The following is an 18,303-nucleotide window of genomic DNA, read 5'->3' as shown; positions in this document are numbered from 1 at the left end:
AGACCTACTGTGAGATCCCGTAGGTGTCGCCAGTCCAGTCCCTGACTGGATGGTCGTAGACGGTCCGTTCGCGGTCGATCTCGTCGATACGCTGGTGGTCGTCGTCGTCCAGATCCCAATCGAACAGCTCCAGGTTGGCCCGGACGTGGTCCGGGGAGGTTGATTTCGGGAGGACGACGACGTCGTTCTCGACGGCCCATTTCAGGACGATCTGCGCCGGCGAGCGGTCGTACTTCCCGGAGAGATCCTGGATCACGGGATCGCCGAACACCTCCGTACGAGCGAGTGGTGCTGCAGCCTCGACGACGGTGTCGGTCTCGTGGCAGTAGTCGACGACGTCGGGTTGGGTGTTCCAAGGGTGGTACTCGATCTGGTTGACCGCGATGGGAACCGGCGAGATGTGGTGTGCGGTCGAGAGCTGGTAGGCGCTGAAATTCGAGACGCCGACGTTCCGAACCAGCCCCTCATCGTGGAGGTGCGCCATCGCCTGGAGCGTCTCCCGCAGCGAGATCGCCGGGTTCGGCCAGTGGACCAGATAGAGGTCGAGGTAGTCGGTCCCCAGCCGTTCGAGCGACGCCTCGCAGGAGGCGATCACCGACTCGTAGTCGAGGTGTTTGGGGAGGACTTTCGAGGTGAGAAAGACGTCCTCGCGGTCGTAGTCCGCCAGTGCCTCACCGATCGTGGCCTCGTTGTGGTAGCCCTCGGCCGTGTCGACGTGGGCGTAGCCGGCGTCGAGACCGGCACGCACGGACTGTGCGAGGGTATCTCCCTGGAGTTGCCAGGTACCGATCCCGACCATCGGGAGTTCGTCGCCGCTGGGCAGTGTCTTCGTGGGGGGTGTCACGGACGGTATCTCGCCCGCGGTCGGCAAAACCGTTGGGTCGCGTGTCACCCGCGTGACCCGATCGTCGTTACTCCACTGTCGGGGCAACGTCGACCGGCTCGCCCCGTTCGGCGCTACGGGCCAGGGCGTCGATCGCGCGCATGTTGCCCAGCGTCTCGGCGCGGTCGACAAGCGGGTCCACTCCCGCCGACACAGCGTCGGCGAACCCCTCGACCTGGAGGCGGTACTGATCGACCGGGTCGAACGTCTCCGTCACCTCGCGGCCGTCGACGGCGTAGGTCAGCGAGACGGACTGGTCGGGTTCGGGGCCGAAGCAGTCCCGTGCTTCGAGCCAGCCGTCGTCGGTCTCGACTCTGTACCGTTCGACGTGAGGCGAGTCGAACCCACAGGCGATCTGTGCGACCCGGCCGTCGTCGTAGGCGAGGGTACCGGCGAGGTTCGTGTCGACACCTGTCTCCCGGGAATCGGTCGCGTGGGCGAACGCCCGGTTCGGTTCGCCGAGGAACCCACGGACCGAACTGACCGCGTAACAGCCCACGTCCATCAGACTCCCGCCGGCCAGTTCCGGATCTAGTCGGATGTCGCCGTCCCAATCCAGCCGGAATTTGAACGACGACTCGACCGCGCGGAGTTCGCCCAGTTCCTCGCGGACGATCTCGCGGGCCCGCCGGGTTCTGGGGTGGAACTGGTACATGAACGCCTCCATCAGGGTCACGCCCCGATCGGCACAGTACTCGAAGAGGTCGATCGCCTCGGCGCTGTCGACGGTCAGGGGTTTCTCACAGAGGACGTGGTGGTCGTGATCGGCCGCTCGCTGGCTCCACTCGGCGTGGAGGGCGTTGGGAAGCGGGTTGTACACCGCGTCGATGTCGGCGTCGGCCAGGAGCGTCTCGTAGTCGCCGTAGGCCTCGGGGATGCCGAGGTCCGCTGCGACACGTCGCGCCCGTTCGGCGTCCCGGGAGCCGATGGCTGTGACCGTATGCTCGCTGGCCTGGATCGCGGGGATCACGGCTTCACGGCCGATCTTCGCCGTCGAGAGGATACCAAAGCGCATGCGTGGACCGACGTAGCCCGCCCTCCTAAACCCCCGTATCGGGGCGGCTCGGGTCGGCCTCGAGGCGAGCGGTCCGTTCGGCGACCGCGGCCATGTCCTCGGTCACGAACTCCCGGCGGTCGGGGGCGAGTTCCGCGGCGACTTCGTCGGCCCGCTCGACGTGCTCCCGTGCCTCTCGGAGAGCGGCCCTGGCGCCGTCCTCGTCGCCGCTCTTGGCGAGCCAGTCGCTGGCGTTCAGTCGATCCTGGGCCGCGGCTCGCCGGGCACCGATGAGCGCGGTGGCGGTGTCGGCCACGGTGTCCCGGAGCTGCTCGGGGTCGCCCTCGAACCGTCGCCGTCGCCCCCAATCGAGCGTGACCGCGTCCTGATACCGTTCGAGCGCGGTCTCCCAGCGCTCGCTCGCGGTCTGTGGGTCGTCGGTCTCCCGGGCAGCGGCGGCGGCCTCGCGTGCCGCGTCCAGCGGCGCGCTGGCGAGCCGGTCACACTCCTCGTCGACTGCTGCGAGGCGTTCTTCCAGCGGGAGGCCGGTCACGCCGTGGGCACGCGCCCGTCGATAGGCTTCGCGGGCGCGTTCGTAGGCGTCGTAGGCCGTGGCGTACTCGCTTCGGTCCCAGGCGGAACGGGCCCGTTCGTGGGCTCTGGCACCTCGGGTCGCGGCGAGTCGGCCGCGTGCCTCGGCCATGTCGTGTTCGATGTCGTCGACGACGGCAGTCCCGCGCGCGACTGCGTCCGGCCCCAGTTCGTCGAGATGGTCCCGTGCGTCGGCTACCTGTGTCTCGGCTGCATCGAGGGCCTCTCTTGCGGCGTCTAACCGTCCGTCTTCGACAGCGTCGTGGGCTGAACTGACTCGATTATCGGCCCGATCGAACAGCGTCTCGGCGCGGGTCCAACACTGGACCGCTTCGTCGACGTACCTCGCGACCGGGTCGAGGTCGCCACGGCAGGCGAACTGCCAGCGCTGTTGGCCGTCGGCGACGAGTTCGAGTGTCGAGGAGAGGAAGTTCGCGCTCGTCTCGACGGTCAGGACCTCGCGGTACGGCAAGGTGAAGACCCGGTCGTCCTCGGCGTCGCCGCCGACGACGAACACCATTCGGCTGTCGGTGGCGACGGCGAACGCCCGATAGCTCCCGCTCGGAGCGTACGTGTCCGGGCCGCCGTGGATACAGGTGACGCCCCGCTTCTTGTTCCAGGCGACGTATCGGGCCTGTTCGGCGTCTCGAAGGTGTGTCGACAGCGGGAGACACAGCAGCGACCGCCCGAGAACGCCGTCGCTCTCGGTCCGGTCGAGGACGCCGTCGTCGGTCGCTGTGACATCGATCACCCGGTCCATCCGGCCACCCTGGCAGTACACACCACTTGTGTTACGTTGTTGTTATCCGGAAATAAGCGCTTCGTCCACGGTTAGTGTGGATGACTCCCACCGGTCGGCTGGCGTTGTGGGGCCTGTTTCGAGAGGTCGGCGACACAGGTCCGACAGAACCGATAGTTCGGGTCGTTGGTCGTTCCACACTGTGGGCAGTCGACCTGTTCTCCGCGTCCGCCAAGCGACTGTGTCTGCTCGCCCTCGGACTCGGTCGTGGCCGTCTCGTCATGACTCCGGTAGGCGTACAGCATCGTCAGCACGTGGATGCCCACCAGCAGCGCGATGGCGCCGTACAGCCACTGGGTCCCCACCATAGGAGATACTACGACGAGCCGACACTTGAGGATTGTGGGTAGTTACCACACTGAGATGGATCGACACCGATCCGGCCCGTCCGTGGGACGGATCGTCTCCCCGTCGGGCCGTCGGCGGACAGCTGTCCAGTTTCTACCGCCCGCAGAGACAAACGCTTAGAAGCTCGACCACGTACCGGGTGGTGATGGACCCCGACGAGGGAGCGATGCTCCCCGTGCTTCTCGACCAGGCACTCGATAAGATCGTCCTCGTGGACGCTGACGGCGAGTACCTGTACGTCAACGCGGCCGCCAGACGAATCCTCGGCTTCGAGTCCGAGGCGCTCGTCGGGACCAACGCGTTCGAGTACATCCATCCCGTGGATCGGGATCGGACCTGGGCGACCTTCGAGTCGGTCGTCGACGCCGACGAACCGACTGCAGAGACGGTCTCGTACCGGCATCGCGACAGCGACGGTGGGTGGATCTGGCTGGAAAGCCGGTTCTCGAACCAAACCGACGAGGGTCTCGGTGGGTACGTCATCAGCTCTCGGGAGATCACACGCCGGCGGGAGGCCCAACGCGAACGTGCCGCGGTCGAAGAGCAGTTCATCGAACTCTCACAGGCTGCCGACGACGTGCTCTGGCTGTTCGAGGGCGACTGGAGCGAACTCCTCTTTCTCAACTCCGCCTACGAGACCGTCTACGGGCAACCCTCGGACGAGGTCCGGGCCGACCCGACGGCGTTTCTCGACACCGTCCATCCCGACGACGTCGACCTGGTCGTCGACGCGATGGACCGACTCTCGGCCGGCGAGCCCGTCGACATCGAATACCGTGTCAATCCGGACCGTGACTACGGCGTCTGGGTCTGGGTCCAGGGGACACCGATCATCAGGGACGGGACCGTCGACCGCATCGCCGGGTTCACCCGCGACATCTCGGACCGTCGGCGTCGGGAACGCCAACTCGTCGTGATGGGGAACATCCTCCGACACAACCTCCGGAACGACATGACGACGATCGTGGGCAACGCCGAACTGATCGCCGACCGGGGCGGTGAGGCGGTGGAACCGTTCGTCGAGACGATCGTCCGGGTCGGGGAGGCACTGCTCGAAGACGCCGAAACACAGCGCCGGATCATCGACTTACTCACCGATCACGAGATGCCGACGGTCCGTGATCTCGCCGCTATCGTCGAGACCGAAGTGGCGACACTCCGGGAGACGTATCCCGACGCCGTCGTCGAGACCGATATCCCCGCGACGGCCGACGCTGCGGCGCTGCCCGAGATCGCCGCCGCCGTCGGCGAACTACTCGACAACGCCGTTGTCCACGCCGAGACCGACGCTCCGACAGTGGCGGTGTCGGTCCGGGCCGACGAGCAGTGGGTGACCGTCGAGGTGTGCGACGACTGTCCGCCGATTCCGCGGGAGGAGTTCCGGGTACTGACCGGCGAGCAGCCGATGGACGAGGTCACACACACGACCGGACTCGGGCTCTGGCTGGTCTTCTGGAGCGTCGATCTCTCCGGGGGGCGCATCGAGTTCGACGAGACCGACCGCGGGAACCGCATCAGTATCTCGTTGCCGGTGCGCTGACCCGAAGTTCAAGTGCAGTGACGGGGCCAGGCGCTCACGATGCGAGCACTGCATACGCTTCGGAGGCGCTGATGGGTCGCCGGACGCTCGTCGTCCGACCGCGCTCCCGTGGCCGGGTCGCCCTCCGTGTCGCACACTGGGGCGTCGACGCCGACCCGATCGTCCAGTCACAGCCACTGGGCGGTGACGTGCCCGCCCGAGCGGTCTGGACCGAACTCGACGCCACCTACGACCGGGTGGTCGTCGTCGACGGGACGACGCGGAGCTACTGCGTCTGCTGGCTCGACCCGACGCTCTCGGACGCCGACGACGTGGCACTCGCGACGGCGGCCGACCTCGACGCCCTGCGTGCGTGGTGGGTCGAGACGAAAAGCCGTGCCTGTGCGGACCGACAGCGGCGCCGGCCCCGTGTCGTCCGCTCGGGACTGGTGCGGGCACTGGAGCGGCGGGCACGGACCGCGTTCCCGCCCGACGACACGCCATTTTTACCGACCGACCGCTAACCGACAGCCGTGACCGCCGAGAGTGCCGTCGAGACGTTGAGCTATCCGGCCCCCGACACCGCGTGTGACCTCGTCCAGCGGGGCATCGACCGCGGCGCGATGGTGACTCTGTTCGGTCGCTGTGCCGTCGAGTACGAGGGCCGGGCCGAGAGTTCCCTGGCCCCCGGTGACCGACACGTCACGCTCAAGCCCGACGGCGCCGCGCTGGTCCACACTGACGAGGGCCAACAGCCGGTCAACTGGCAGCCCCCGGGGTGTGAACACACCGTCGCCGTCAGCGACGGGACCCTGCTGGTCCGGTCGACCCGGGAGACGCCCGCCGAGCGACTGGCGATCACGTTCGAGCGGGTGGCCCACGCCGCCGCCTTCGACGTGAGCGATCCGGAGGACCTGGCGCTGACCGGGACCGAGGCCGACCTCAAAGAGCGGATCCTCGACACGCCGGCGCTCGTCGAGGACGGGCTCACGCCGCTGGCGACCGAGCGTGAGACGCCCGCCGGGGCCGTCGACATCTACGCCGAGGACGCGGCCGGTCGGACGGTCGTCCTCGAACTGAAACGGCGGCGGGTCGGCCCGGACGCGGTCGGCCAACTGGACCGCTACGTCGAGGCGCTCGCCCGGGAACTCCACGCCGAGACCGAGGTCCGCGGTATCCTGGTCGCGCCGTCGGTCACCGACCGCGCCCGCCAGTTGCTGGCCGAGAAGGGTCTGGAGTTCGTCTCGCTCGAACCGCCGTAGTTCCGCTACGGCGACACGTTCGCCCGTGTGGCGTGTTCATTCGACCCGATCCGCCAGCGTCGCCAGCGTGTTCATCGCTTCGAGCGGCGTCATCGTCGCCACGTCGACTTCCCGCAACGTCTCGCGAACCGACCCCGGTGCCGACGCGTCCGAGCCCGTCGAGTCGTCACGGTCGCCACCCGTCGCCTCGGTTCCGCCGACGTTCGCCGTCCCGTGTCCGTTCGTCGCCGGGTCGCCGGTCGGCGGCTCGCCCGCGTCCGACGCCTGCTCGCGGTCCAGCAGTGCCCGCGAACGTTCGACGACCGACTCGGGGACGCCGGCCATCTCGGCCACCTCGACGCCGTAGGAGGCGGCCGCCGGGCCGGCGGCGAGTTCGTGGTCGAAGACGACCTCGTCCCCGGGGCTGGTCTCGAAGTGACGGTTGACGACACCCGGGAGATCGGCGGCCGCGTCGGTCAACTCGTGGTGGTGGGTCGCAAACAGCGTGTAGGCGCCGACCTCGTCGTGGAGGTACTCCGTGACCGCCCGTGCGATCGCCAGGCCGTCGGCCGTCGAGGTTCCGCGGCCGACCTCGTCCAACAGGACCAGCGACGCCTCGGTCGCCGACTGGAGGATCGTCGCGAGTTCGGTCATCTCGATCATGAACGTCGAGCGGCCGCCGGCGATGTCGTCGCTGGCCCCGACCCGGGTGAACACCCGGTCCAGGATCGGTACCGACGCCGACTCGGCGGGGACGAAGCTCCCGGCCTGTGCCAGTAGGCAGAGACAGGCCACCTGACGCATGTAGGTGGACTTCCCGCTCATGTTGGGGCCGGTGATGACCGCAAAGCGGGGCGGGTGGTCGTCGTCCGCGCGGTCGCCGACCGCGCCCAGGCGGGTGTCGTTCGGGACGAACGCGTCCTCGGCCCGCTCGACGACTGGGTGGCGACCGGCGGTGATGTCGATGCCGTCCGCGCCGACCGTCGGCCGGGCGTAGTCGTACCGGGCAGCGACGGTCCCGAAGGAGACGAGTACGTCCAGTCGCGCCAGTCGGTCGGCCAGCGCCTGGATCCGCTCGGCCTCGTCGGCGACCGTCTCTCGGACCGCACGGAACAGCTCGTACTCCAGGTCGTCGGCCGCGGTCTCGGCCCGCATGATCTCCTCCTCGCGAGCTTTCAGCTCGGGCGTGTAGAACCGCTCGCTGTTTTTCAGCGTCTGGCGGCGCTGGTAGTCCTCCGGCACCGAATCGAGGTTGGCGTTTGTCACCTCGATGTAGTAGCCGTGGACGCTGTTGTGGCCGACCTTCAGCGAGTCGATGTCGGTCCGTTCCCGCTCGGTGGCTTCGAGGTCGTCGATCCACTGCTTGCCCGATCGCTCGGTCGAGCGCAACTCGTCTAACTCCTCGTCGTACCCTTCCCTGATGACGCCGCCCTCGGTGATCTCCTGGGGCGGGTCCGGCCGGATCGCGGCCTCGATCTCCTCGCGCACGTCCGCGAGCGGGTCCAGCGTCGCGTGCAGGTCCCCGAGCAGCCGGGCGTCGGCGTCGGCCAACTGCTCGCGGACGTCGGGGACGACCGACAGCGTCGCCGCCAGCGAGCGCAGGTCCCGGGCGTTGGCCCGGCCCCGCGAGACCCGCGAGACGAGCCGTTCGAGGTCGTAGACCTCGTTCAGCAGGTCGTGGAGCGCCTCGCGGGTCGCCGGGTCCCGTTTCAGCACCGCGACGGCCTCGTGGCGGGCGTCGATGCGGTCCTCGTCCAACAGCGGCCGGCGGAGCCAGTCGGTCAGTTCCCGCCGGCCCAGCGCACAGGCCGTCTCGTCGACCGTGTCGACCAGCGTGCGGTTCTCGTGGCCCCGGACCGAGCGGCGCTCGAACAGTTCCAGGCTCTCGACGGCCACCGCGTCGAGGAGCATGTACTCCCGTGGATCGTACCGGGTCAGGTGGTTGAGGTACCCCAGCGTCTCAGTCGGGTCGTCCTCGGCGGTCGGTTCGCCGTCGGGACCGACCGCGCCGCTGTTGCCCCGCGTGTACTCCGCGTAGGCCAGCAGCGCTCCACAGGCCCGTCTCTCACTGTCACCGGCCAGCAGTCGCTCGGGCGGGCCGAAGTACCGCTCGACGAGGTCGGCGGCGGCATCCCGTTCGAAGGCCGCCGGCTCGTACGCCGAGACGAGACATGACGGCCCGAAGACCGCCTCTTCGTCCACCTCGACGCCGGGGCCGACGATCGCCTCCGCCGGCCCGAAGCGGCTCAACTCGTCGGTCACCGCCGTCTCCGAGCCGACGCTGGTCGCGTAACAGTCCCCCGTCGAGACGTCCAACAGCGCCAGCCCGTAGTCGTCACCACCGGCCAGTGCCGCGACGTAGTTGTTGTCCGCGCCGCCGAGTAGTTCGGCCTCGGTCAACGTTCCGGGCGTGACGATGCGGGTGACGGCCCGCTCGACGACGCCGCTGACCTCGTCGGGGTCCTCGACCTGGTCGGCGATCGCGATCCGGTAGCCTGCGTCCAGCAGCGTCTCGACGTAGGACTCGGCGTTGTCGATGGGGATGCCGGCCATCGGATACTCGCCGGTGGAGTCGGTCCGCTGGGTCAGCGTGATCTCACAGAGCCGCGCGACCCGCTCGGCCGCCTCACAGAAGGCTTCGTAGAAGTCCCCGACCTGGAAGAGCACGAGCGCGTCGTCGTACTGCCGGCACAGCTCGAAGTACTGTGCCATCATCGGCGTCAGTTCGTCGTCCAGCTCGGCCATCTTCTCCGGTGGGCCAAGCGCAGCGTCCATGGACGACCAGCGGGGGCGGGCGGTCAAATACCCCACGGTCGGCTCTCTCACCCAGTGGTGTCGCCGTCAGGGTGTGGCTCGTCGGTCGGCTGTTCGTCGGGCTGGTCCCCGTCCGTTCTGTCGCCATCGGCGTCCTGGTCGAGGGGGTCGATCCCTCCGGTGTCCTCGGCCAGCGGGTCCGCGGGAGCGTCGTAGCGGAACCACTGCTCGCTCCCGAGCACGAGACAGGCACCCCTCTCGGGGTCCTCGATGACCCTGTTGTCCGTGTCGATGGCCACGTCGACGAGCCCTTCGAGGGAGTCGACGGTCACCGTGGGTGGCCCGTCCGCCTCCGTCGGCACCCGGCCGGTGGTTATCCACTCGTCGAACTCCGCACGTGTCTCCTGGTAAGCGAGCCACTGCCGTTCGGCCTCCGAGACATCCAGCCGGCCGGTGTATCTCGCCCCTGTGAGACCGAGTAGCCCACACAGCGCGATTCCGAGCAGCAGCGGGCTGCCGATCCGTCGGACCGGCCCGTATTCGGCGGGGACGGTGACGGGCTCGCTTTGACTGTCGGACTCGACGACCGGGCCGGGGGTACTGACGCGATAGACGCCCCCGTCGGCCGTTATACGCAGCCGGTTCGTCCTCGTGACGTCGACCGGTTGGCCGTTCCGTGTCCCCGAGACGTTCGTCCGTGCGAGGACGGAGACTTCGAGCGTTCCGGGCGATCCGCCGAGTTGCTCCTCAATCCGTCGGGCCTCCGCAGTCGCTGCTGTGACGTTCACCGAGAACGGCACGTTCGTCCGTTCGTCCGGCGCCAGTGACCCCTCATTAGCCGCTGCCAACGGCCGCTCGACGGACCAGTAGACGGTCGTGTTCCCGCCCTCGGTTGCGCCCACCGAGCGAAAGACGAGGAGAACCGTGGTGGTCGTGTTCAACGTGCCCCCGTCACTGGCCGCGTAGCTGTAGGTCACCGACCCGTTCAGCCGCGGGCTGATCCGCCGGAAGTAGACGTTCCGGTTCCGAAGCACCGTCCCCTCCCCGAACGCGTCGGTTCCGTTTACGACGCGCGCCCGGTGGGAGACGTCGAACGTGGAACGCCAGGAGGAGACCTCCCGCGTCTCGGTGGTCGTCCCCGGCTCGACGTGCGTCGTATACGCGAGGTAGCCGCCGACAGCCCCGCCGATCAGGAGGACGGCAACGAGCACGGCGAAGTTGTCAGCGACGACCGTCCGCAGTCGTCGGCTCCGACGGTTCATTCTCATTGGAATACTGGTTACTGTGTGGTAATATCTTGGATCGTAACACTACTTGAGTCGGGAGACGAACCGGTCGAGGCGGGAGGGGGCCTCCCGCGAGCGCGAGCGCACCCGACCGGTGTCGACGAACGCCGCGCCGAGCAGATAGAACGACCCTGCGAGGAGCGCGTCGATGACGACGATCGGCGTCCAGGGGTGTATCCGGTAGAGGCTCCGTATCGTCGACTGCGGCAGGAGATGCAGGTACCGGTACTCGACGACGAAATACCGGTAGTAGCCGGTCTCCGGTGGGGCCGTGATACTGATCGTCCCGTTGACCGTCGATCGAGCCGGTACCACTGTCTCCCGCGGTTCGAACGTGACGCCCTCGGTCACCGGATCGACGTACGTGACCATCGGGACGAACCCGCCGTTGCCCAGGATGTACCGGGACGATTCGGTCGTCCCCTGTTCGATGACGCGGAGGCCCGGGGAGTCACTCTCGGAACTGACGACGCCGAACTCCTGTGACCCGGACGGCCCGACCATCGCGGCTGTCGCCGACAGGACGACCGCTCCGGCCAGGACGAGCAGTATCAGCCGGACACTCACGCCCGTCTGTCGGGAGGTCTCGCGTTGTTCGCGCTCCCGATCCCCGCCCAGCAGGATGTCGATAGCGTAGCCGGCGACCGACAGCGCCACCAGCAGGTACGCGATCCCCTGTGTCCCGAGCAGCGAGCGTGTCCCGGCAAGCCGGGCTAGCTGTCCCTGGATCGCCCCCAGCGTCTCCTGTGTCCCCGACACGAGGAGGCCGACGCCGGGGACGGAGACGACCGTCCCGCCGGGCTGCCAGACGACAGCGACGATCTGGGCCTCGGTCACCGGCGGCTCGTCGCTGTCTTGGTCGGTGAACGGGTTGTTGTCCCCGCGAGTGACGTATCCCCGGTCGGTCCGGTCGACGACGCGGTGGGTCGTCAGCCCGCCCCCCTGTATCTCCTCGGCCCGGAACGTGACGACGTCGCCCTCCTCGACCGGGCCGGCCAGCGCTGCCGGAATCGCGACGAAGCCGTCGCCCGGGTTCAGCGTCGGCTGCATGCTCCCCGTCGTGACGTAGCCCAGCAGGACCGGCTGTCCGAGCAGTTGCCCGACCACCATCGACACGAGGAACACCACGACGATCACCTCGAGCAGTGTCTCGGTCCAACCCCGCACCGTCATCGGCAGCGATTGGACCTCCACCTATAAATTTCTAGTGACATGATCGATTGTTGTAACTTCTTCATATCGCCAGACGCTCCTCGATAGCGACCAGTGTGAACGAACCGATGAACCCCAGCGCGTACCCGACCAGGTGAACGTACAGGTTCAGGACGCTGTTCCCGACGACGGGGTTGATCGGAAAGGTGACGAAAGGAACGGTCAGAAACAGGCCAGTCGCGAGGACGAGCAACTCGAAGTGGCCGGAACGGGTCGTCGTGGTACGCAGGGTCGCCATCAGCGCCGTGACGTGGTCGCGCACCGCTAGCGTGTACAGTGTTAACACCAGTGTCAACGCCGCGACGAGGCCGATCAGCGACGCGACGAGGACCGAGGTAACCGGAACGGTGACACCACGGATCGGGACACTCACCCGGGTAGTGGCGACGGCACCGAGTGTCAATACCGTGATCAGCTGGAGTCCCGAGAAGAACAGCAACGGCGCGGTCGTCTCCGTCGGGGCCACGTCGAACCGCCGTTCGAGATGGACGGCGATCGCCAGTGGGAGATAGCCGTACAGCGCCATCGCCACGCCCGAGAAGCCGACGCTTATGCCCTCGCGGACGATCGCCAGGTTCAGGTACGACAGGACGGGCGGACAGACCAGCACGAACGAGACGAACACGACCCGAAACCGTTGCCGATGGCCGCTCACGACGCTCAGTAGGTAGACGGTCGGCGCGAGGACGGCGTACGCGAGGAGGTTCCGGTGCAAGTGTGTCTCGTTCAGGTGGACGAACGGCGCGGCGACCGCCGTCCCGAACGACGGGGCGGCGTACTCGAAGACGAGCGACCGGCGGACGGACGCCGGCAGCGACGCGACCGCGATCAACAGCGCAGGCACCGTGAGCAGGAGCACAACGTCGACGGCGGTGGCGCTGTCCAACAGTTCGCTCACTGTCGGCGTCGTATCGTCGTCCATCGTTCGCTCGGTGGAAGACTCGCCTGGTCCGTTCATTCAGATCGAAGCTCGTCCCCCCGTGCCCGCTCGGCGGCCCGACGCAGTAGGTACGCCAACAGGAGCAGGACGAGGAGTGCTCCGAAGACGACTCCCGGGTCCTGTGCGAACCCGCCGAGTTCCGTCGGCTGGCCGCCGACTGGGTCTTGATCCACGACCCTCCCGGCATCGGTCGGACTCGGCGTGGCCGTCGGTGTCACACCGCCGACTCCACCTATCGACGACGAGCCGACGCCGCCGTCGGTTGTCGAGGTCGGCGGGGCGACGCTCTGTTCCGGCGTCGCTGTCGGTGTCCTCCTATCGCTGTCGTCGCTTTCGTTGGCATCGGTCGGCGTCTCAGTCGCCGTCGGCGTCGTATCGTCGCCGTCGTCTTCACTCTCGTCGGTGAGCGACGGCTCCGGCGTCGGTGTCGGCTCGGGCGTCTCCGCCGGTGCTGGCGTCGATTCGTCGGGAGCCTCCGCGTGGACGGTGAAGGAATCGGCCTGCTCGACGTCGTGATTCCCGCGGGTGTCGATCCGCAGCCCCACGTGAACGGTCGCGTTCGGCCCGAGCACGACCGCTTTGTCCTCCCGTTCGAGGGTGCTGGCTGCGCCCCCGCTGCGGTAGAACCGGACGTCCTCGGCGTCGTTGGTCAGCCACACTTTCGCTTGCTCGGCCCCGGTGTACGTGATCGTGAACACGTCGTCGATGCGGGTGGTCGCGTTCTCCTTGACGCCATCCGCATCGGCGTATGGGTTCGATTCATCCACTACGATCTCTATCTCGCCGTCCTCGTCGAGCACTGCGTACCGCCCGTTCGGTCCCTCCGCGGGCGCGAGGTGGACTTCGCCGGTGATCGAATCGGTGCCCGACTGGGTGAACGGCGCTGCGCCCGTCGGCACGAGCAACACTACCGACGCCAGTGCGAGCACGGCGACGAGGACGAGTGTGCGTCGGGCCACGGGCGGTCTCTTCGGTTATTGCCTGAGCTACAGTATTGTATTTCTCTCTATGCGGGGGCGAAAAGAGTGTTAGACGGTGTTTGGAACTGTGCTAAAACGATACTTCGACAGCCTGAGATGCTATTCGTCGTGACGATCAACGGCGGGCTCCCCACATTCGACGCGGTTGGTATGGCAGAACCAGAAACCCCGCGTAAGTCTGTCCAGCCCGTGAGTTCCGACGGGAAATGTCTGTATCGATAATCGTTCTGCTGAAACGATCTGGCGCCCAGCTTCGGACGTTTTGATACACGTCTGGAACAGTTCGAAATTGATGGCTTTCGTCGGAGTCTCGAACTGAAGTCTGTGAAGGGAAGCAGTTGGCACTGATTCAATACGGGCGATCTGAGGAACAACTCAATGTTTCGATACACTGAATGTCCGAACGTGCACCTTCCCACAAAACCCAGTACCGTGATCACATCTACCGGTGGTAACCAAGTGGAGATCGAACTAATCGAGTCATCGTGTGGTAGCTGTCCACAATATATTGGTCAAGTGGATCGGAGCGGTCTAGCAGTGAGTCTCCGTACGTCGATAATCCGCAAGTTGAAGGACCCGATTGCTGCCTCACCTCCCAGCAAACGGAGTAAGCATGACAGCCTGACTACTTACGACGGGGAGTCCGATGGCCAAATGTCATTGACCGTATCGTACGTGAGTTTGGAAGTGGTGTCGAACGCCTCAATCGTGAAGTTTGCGTCAATATCCCGCGGTTCGTTTGCCTCAGTATTCTCAGCCACATCATTAACCACGACTCGGAAAACGACCGGGAAAGATTGACCCGGTGCGATTTCAAGTGCCCCCGCTGCCGATTTGTCACTGGACTGAGTCAATGCCGTGCGGTTTGGCGCATTTGATGGGGTATCATTCGGGCCTTGGTGGAACCAATATTCATTGGAGCCAGGGTCATCGAAGCCCCCGCCAAGACCGTTACCACTACCCTCCACTTTAGAATCGCGGCCGATCAGTGCGAGGCCTCCTTTCCCATTGTAATCTCTCAGTGGCAGGGATGGTACGGTAAGAAACTGGACATCGACCCCAGCCGGCCCTTCCAGACTCGGCGTGCTAATATCATTGTTTGCGAGAGGATTCTCAACCTCGACGTAAAGGGTCTCATCCGACTGGTTCTGGAGTTCGAAGGCCGGAGCAATCGCAGTATCGGATTCCTCGAATAATCCGGAGCCCCCGTAGTCGCTGTTCCCCGCCAAGTTTATCGACATCGGACTTGATTCTTCGACGTACTCTGACCCAGTTTCGGGGTCCACACCCAAGTATGCGCTTTCCGAGCCCACAACGTCGATACTCATAGCCCGAGAGGCTTCGGTCGTAAACGCACCGGTACCCATTGCAGCCGCCGAGCCGGCGGCGAGCGATCCCATTCCGATCAGGAACTTGCGTCGTTGCATTGGTCGTTACCTCGTTGGCACCCACCCCCAAAGGGTCGGTGCGCTACCAGATACCAGAGACGCTATGGACATTGTAGTCCGCTCTTTGAGCAAAATCGCAGATCGATTGAACGATCGTATACCCTGTTTGAACTGAACGGGTGAGCCGATCGAACCGAGAAAACTGTCCCAGAACCTGAGCAATGCTGCGAACTGCCGACCGATGTCAGAGTCCGACTTGCCCGATAGCCGTGATCTGGATACCGACGCTATCCGAGCCTGGGTACGGGTTCGATTCGTCTATTAAAAGTCTTCTCTCGTCGTTTTCGCTGAATCCGGCGTATCTCCCGTCGAACTGGCCGGATCGATTCGAACGTCTCGAATATCTATGGGTGCGGACGCTTATTCGGCCGGTTCAGATTCCGGCTGCTCTGGTGGGTCGTCTTGGTCGGCATCCCTCGCGTAAATCGTGACCTCGCCTTCTAAGTCCTCGACACTAGTGTCTCCAGTCGTATCGATCTCGATACCTGGCGTCATATGGGCTCCTTCCCCGAGCCCTTCTTTCCTGTTTTCCCATCCGTTGAGACTGTTCCCGTCTGGATCACTGAACCGGTAGAACGTTACACCGTCCATATCGGTTTCGAACCACACGTCTACCGACTGAGTTCCGAGGTTCGAAATCCTGAACACACCGTCAAACTGCATCACTGAATCCGGATTCACTCCTTGCGGGTCGGGTTCACCGGAACCGAGATCCCGTTCCCCAAAGTCCAGAGTAAGCGTGTTCTCCTCGATGGACGAGAACAGTGAATTATCGCCTTTACCGTTAGCACTCAGCTTGAGATAGCCGTTCGAGTCTTCGGCTACACTAACGGTTAGATCACGATCCGCTTCGGCACTCGTAAACGCACCGGTACCCATTGCAGCCGCCGAGCCGGCGGCGAGCGATCCCATTCCGATCAGGAACTTGCGTCGTTGCATTGGTCGTTACCTCGTTGGCACCCACCCCCAGAGGGCCGGTGCGCTATCAGCTACCACAGATGCATCGGATATTGTAGTAGTCTCTATGATACGAGTGCATAGACCGATTGAACCACGACATACGCTGTTTGAACCGAGCGCATCGCCCCGGTAGATGTGGTCATACCGAGTGAGAAACCGGGAATAGACTCTTTGAAATCCCGACAGATCGTGTTCGATCGGCGATCTCACACGCCGTCTCGAAAACGGAGGGTTATCCGCCAGCAGCGCCGGTATTGTAGGGATTCCGAAGTGAAGATTTCGCCCGAAGGCAGTCTATTCGTCCTCCTCAAAATCCAAAACTAACAACAACTTTATGACCTTCTGATATAGAACTGAACTGTAGTCGTCACGAACACTATCGGCAGTGTTCGATAGCTCCAGGGTGGGAGGGTACATGAGTAAATCACAGTCACAGCACACTGGTGGCATCGATATCGATCAGTTACGAGTGCCGGAGACGGAGGTCGGAAACGAATCGCTGACGCGGGACGAGATCTTCGAGATGTTGAGCAACCGGCGACGTCGGTTCGTCATCCAGTACTTGAAAAACAAAGAACAGGTAGGCACACTCTCGGACTTGGCTGAACAGGTCGCTGCTTGGGAGAACGACAGCAGTATCCGGGAGATCTCTTCGAGCGAGCGCAAGACGGTGTACTCCTCGCTCCAGCAGTTCCACCTCCCGAAGATGGACGAAACCGGCATCGTCGAGTTCGATCGTCGGGCCGGCGTCGTCGAGTTGACCGACGCCGCCGCCGAGCTCGACATCTACCTCGAAGTCGTCGACCGGTACGACATCCCGTGGAGCTTCTACTACATGGGCCTCAGCGCTATCGGCGCGATCCTCGTCGGACTCGCCTCGCTGGGTGTCCAGCCGTTCGTCGCGATCCCGCCGACCGGGTGGACGGTCTTCCTCATCGGGGCGTTCGGCGTCTCGTCGCTGTCACATTTCCTCCTTTCGCGGGGGATGCGACTGGAGTCCGCCGACAGCCCGGCGGAGGTCGAGGATGTATAGGCGACTCGCGCTCGTGCTCGCGCTGGCCGCAGCGGCGATGCTGACTGTCTCGGCTCAGGGGTTCAGTTCGGTTTCGGCCGATCGGCAGGTGTCCGTCGACGTGGTCGGCGACAAGAATGCGTACATGTCCTTACGGTACGAGGATCTCTCCCTGAACGCCGACTCACACGAGACGGTCGAGATCGAGTTCCTGAGCGTGAGTAACCACTTCAACCAACCGGTCGATCTCACGGTCTGGTACGCCGTCGGGCCGGACGAGGTAGACGAGCCCGATCAGGAAGTCGAAACGCACGATGGCGTCGGCATCGGCGAGTCGTTCGACGTCTCGACGACCGTTGAGTGTACCCCTTCGGACACGATCGAGCGAACTGTCTCGTTCGATGCCCAGGCAGACGGTGGCAGCGTCTTCGCCGAGACGACCAGTCCACGGACGGTCGAGTACACCGTCACCTGTGCGGACGAGCGGACCACGACGGGCCAACAGAGCCAGACCGACGTTCGATTCAACGGGAGGCGTGGCGCGGTCTCCGTCTCGGGACTCGGTCCAGACGCTGACCGAACCGCGACCGTCTGGGTGCTGGACGGAGCGGACGGTGTGGTTACTCAGCGCGACGTTGTGGTGCCCACGAACGGGCAGCTCACGAACAATTACGGTTCCGACGAGGCCATCGCCGCCGTCTCGCTCGACGCGACCGGCGAGGTCTACGTCCATCCCGCCCTCGAGCGGACGAGTGAGGGCGGCGACTTACTGATCGGGGAGGGGTCGGACAAGGCCGCCGACCCGGTCTGTGACGGGCTGGACTCCCTGAAACGGCTACAGGGTACTTCGGAACTCGCCTGCCCGTCCTGAGGTGGGTCACCGCGTTCTTCCCTATCGCCGGTATTCCAGGTAGTCCTCGACGCGCCCGTCGGTACAACGTTTTCACTGTCAGTCGCGTAGTGTCGCTATGAGCACGACACACGACCGGCCGATCACAATCGAGACCCGATCCGACCTCGACGACGTGCTGGCTGGCGAGGAGCGCGTCCTCGTGATGGTCCGCACCGAGGGGTGTACGATCTGCCAGTCGATGGAACCGATCCTGGACAACGTCGCCCGGGCGACCGAGGCCCGTGTCGTCGTCTTCAACCCGAAACGCGACCTCGACGCCGTGGCTGCCTTCGACGTGCGCTCGGTGCCGACGTTCCTGCTGTTCGCCGCCGGCGAACTGATCGATCGTCGGGCCGATGGTTTCGTTCCCACCGCCGATCTGGTCGCGTTCGTCGAAGGCGAGTGAGCAGCGTTTCAGGCTCTGACACACCGGGAGAACGCTTA

Annotated in this window: 17 protein-coding genes; 6 read left to right on the top strand and 11 right to left on the bottom strand. The window is 65.2% G+C overall.

Going from position 1 to position 18,303, the window contains the following annotated elements; translation table 11 throughout:
• Positions 1 to 4: 4 nt before the first annotated feature.
• The 4 genes from P0204_RS07790 to P0204_RS07775 form a co-directional block, all read right to left on the bottom strand.
• Entirely contained in the window at positions 5 to 844 is an 840-nt protein-coding gene (locus P0204_RS07790) for an aldo/keto reductase (protein ID WP_379801686.1), read from the bottom strand.
• Between the two features lie 67 nt (positions 845 to 911).
• Complete coding sequence (locus P0204_RS07785) at positions 912 to 1,898, bottom strand: Gfo/Idh/MocA family protein (RefSeq protein ID WP_276223120.1); 987 nt, start codon at positions 1,896 to 1,898, stop codon at positions 912 to 914.
• A 25-nt stretch (positions 1,899 to 1,923) separates the two neighbouring features.
• Positions 1,924 to 3,249: a hypothetical protein gene (locus tag P0204_RS07780; RefSeq protein ID WP_276223118.1), complete on the bottom strand. Its 1,326-nt coding sequence runs from the start codon at positions 3,247 to 3,249 to the stop codon at positions 1,924 to 1,926.
• A gap of 50 nt (positions 3,250 to 3,299) precedes the next feature.
• On the bottom strand, positions 3,300 to 3,575 hold the full coding sequence (locus tag P0204_RS07775; RefSeq protein ID WP_276223116.1) for a DUF7577 domain-containing protein: 276 nt from the start codon (positions 3,573 to 3,575) through the stop codon (positions 3,300 to 3,302).
• Positions 3,576 to 3,760: 185 nt separating this feature from the next.
• Between P0204_RS07775 and P0204_RS07770 the strand changes: the two genes are divergently transcribed.
• From P0204_RS07770 to nucS, 3 genes are all read left to right on the top strand, one after another.
• The gene (locus P0204_RS07770) at positions 3,761 to 5,155 is read left to right on the top strand and encodes a PAS domain-containing sensor histidine kinase (RefSeq protein ID WP_276223114.1); all 1,395 of its coding nucleotides are present in this window, start codon (positions 3,761 to 3,763) and stop codon (positions 5,153 to 5,155) included.
• A 71-nt stretch (positions 5,156 to 5,226) separates the two neighbouring features.
• The gene (locus P0204_RS07765) at positions 5,227 to 5,658 is read left to right on the top strand and encodes a hypothetical protein (protein ID WP_276223112.1); all 432 of its coding nucleotides are present in this window, start codon (positions 5,227 to 5,229) and stop codon (positions 5,656 to 5,658) included.
• 9 nt (positions 5,659 to 5,667) lie between these two features.
• Positions 5,668 to 6,396 (top strand): endonuclease NucS, encoded by a 729-nt coding sequence (gene nucS, locus P0204_RS07760; protein WP_276223110.1) that lies wholly within the window; start codon positions 5,668 to 5,670, stop codon positions 6,394 to 6,396.
• A gap of 36 nt (positions 6,397 to 6,432) precedes the next feature.
• On the opposite strand, the gene mutS is transcribed toward nucS, so the two are convergent.
• From mutS to P0204_RS07725, 7 genes are all read right to left on the bottom strand, one after another.
• The gene (gene mutS / locus P0204_RS07755) at positions 6,433 to 9,150 is read right to left on the bottom strand and encodes a DNA mismatch repair protein MutS (protein WP_276223108.1); all 2,718 of its coding nucleotides are present in this window, start codon (positions 9,148 to 9,150) and stop codon (positions 6,433 to 6,435) included.
• A gap of 47 nt (positions 9,151 to 9,197) precedes the next feature.
• On the bottom strand, positions 9,198 to 10,391 hold the full coding sequence (locus P0204_RS07750; RefSeq protein ID WP_276223107.1) for a DUF5305 domain-containing protein: 1,194 nt from the start codon (positions 10,389 to 10,391) through the stop codon (positions 9,198 to 9,200).
• 48 nt (positions 10,392 to 10,439) lie between these two features.
• Positions 10,440 to 11,588 carry a signal peptidase I gene (locus P0204_RS07745; protein ID WP_276223106.1) on the bottom strand — a complete coding sequence of 383 codons (1,149 nt, stop codon included), beginning with the start codon at positions 11,586 to 11,588 and terminating at the stop codon, positions 10,440 to 10,442.
• 61 nt (positions 11,589 to 11,649) lie between these two features.
• The gene (locus P0204_RS07740) at positions 11,650 to 12,549 is read right to left on the bottom strand and encodes a rhomboid family intramembrane serine protease (RefSeq protein WP_276223105.1); all 900 of its coding nucleotides are present in this window, start codon (positions 12,547 to 12,549) and stop codon (positions 11,650 to 11,652) included.
• Positions 12,550 to 12,581: 32 nt separating this feature from the next.
• Entirely contained in the window at positions 12,582 to 13,526 is a 945-nt protein-coding gene (locus tag P0204_RS07735; protein ID WP_276223103.1) for a hypothetical protein, read from the bottom strand.
• Positions 13,527 to 14,176: 650 nt separating this feature from the next.
• Positions 14,177 to 14,974: a hypothetical protein gene (locus P0204_RS07730; RefSeq protein ID WP_276223102.1), complete on the bottom strand. Its 798-nt coding sequence runs from the start codon at positions 14,972 to 14,974 to the stop codon at positions 14,177 to 14,179.
• 381 nt (positions 14,975 to 15,355) lie between these two features.
• Complete coding sequence (locus P0204_RS07725) at positions 15,356 to 15,934, bottom strand: hypothetical protein (RefSeq protein WP_276223100.1); 579 nt, start codon at positions 15,932 to 15,934, stop codon at positions 15,356 to 15,358.
• A 436-nt stretch (positions 15,935 to 16,370) separates the two neighbouring features.
• Here P0204_RS07725 and P0204_RS07720 point away from each other — a divergent pair, with 436 nt between their 5' ends.
• The 3 genes from P0204_RS07720 (at position 16,371) to P0204_RS07710 (ending at position 18,265) form a co-directional block, all read left to right on the top strand.
• Entirely contained in the window at positions 16,371 to 16,988 is a 618-nt protein-coding gene (locus tag P0204_RS07720; protein WP_276223099.1) for a DUF7344 domain-containing protein, read from the top strand.
• A complete protein-coding gene (locus P0204_RS07715; protein ID WP_276223098.1) occupies positions 16,981 to 17,838 on the top strand; it encodes a hypothetical protein in 858 nt (285 codons plus the stop codon). Before P0204_RS07720 ends, P0204_RS07715 begins: the two co-directional genes overlap by 8 nt.
• Before the next feature lie 97 nt (positions 17,839 to 17,935).
• Positions 17,936 to 18,265: a thioredoxin family protein gene (locus P0204_RS07710; RefSeq protein ID WP_276223096.1), complete on the top strand. Its 330-nt coding sequence runs from the start codon at positions 17,936 to 17,938 to the stop codon at positions 18,263 to 18,265.
• Positions 18,266 to 18,303 lie beyond the last annotated feature (38 nt).

Source organism: Haloarcula halophila, from assembly GCF_029278565.1.
Taxonomy (GTDB): Archaea; Halobacteriota; Halobacteria; order Halobacteriales; family Haloarculaceae; genus Haloarcula; species Haloarcula halophila.
This window is presented reverse-complemented; position numbering and strand designations above follow the sequence as displayed.

Excerpts from the sequence above, each read along its gene's own strand:
- P0204_RS07720 (WP_276223099.1), top strand. The coding sequence starts at position 16,371 with ATGAGTAAATCACAGTCACAGCACACTGGTGGCATCGATATCGATCAG.
- P0204_RS07750 (WP_276223107.1), bottom strand. The coding sequence starts at position 10,391 with ATGAACCGTCGGAGCCGACGACTGCGGACGGTCGTCGCTGACAACTTC.
- P0204_RS07740 (WP_276223105.1), bottom strand. The coding sequence starts at position 12,549 with ATGGACGACGATACGACGCCGACAGTGAGCGAACTGTTGGACAGCGCC.
- P0204_RS07770 (WP_276223114.1), top strand. The coding sequence starts at position 3,761 with ATGGACCCCGACGAGGGAGCGATGCTCCCCGTGCTTCTCGACCAGGCA.
- mutS (WP_276223108.1), bottom strand. The coding sequence starts at position 9,150 with ATGGACGCTGCGCTTGGCCCACCGGAGAAGATGGCCGAGCTGGACGAC.
- P0204_RS07730 (WP_276223102.1), bottom strand. The coding sequence starts at position 14,974 with ATGCAACGACGCAAGTTCCTGATCGGAATGGGATCGCTCGCCGCCGGC.
- P0204_RS07715 (WP_276223098.1), top strand. The coding sequence starts at position 16,981 with ATGTATAGGCGACTCGCGCTCGTGCTCGCGCTGGCCGCAGCGGCGATG.
- P0204_RS07785 (WP_276223120.1), bottom strand. The coding sequence starts at position 1,898 with ATGCGCTTTGGTATCCTCTCGACGGCGAAGATCGGCCGTGAAGCCGTG.
- P0204_RS07775 (WP_276223116.1), bottom strand. The coding sequence starts at position 3,575 with ATGGTGGGGACCCAGTGGCTGTACGGCGCCATCGCGCTGCTGGTGGGC.
- P0204_RS07710 (WP_276223096.1), top strand. The coding sequence starts at position 17,936 with ATGAGCACGACACACGACCGGCCGATCACAATCGAGACCCGATCCGAC.
- P0204_RS07745 (WP_276223106.1), bottom strand. The coding sequence starts at position 11,588 with ATGACGGTGCGGGGTTGGACCGAGACACTGCTCGAGGTGATCGTCGTG.
- P0204_RS07725 (WP_276223100.1), bottom strand. The coding sequence starts at position 15,934 with ATGCAACGACGCAAGTTCCTGATCGGAATGGGATCGCTCGCCGCCGGC.
- P0204_RS07765 (WP_276223112.1), top strand. The coding sequence starts at position 5,227 with ATGGGTCGCCGGACGCTCGTCGTCCGACCGCGCTCCCGTGGCCGGGTC.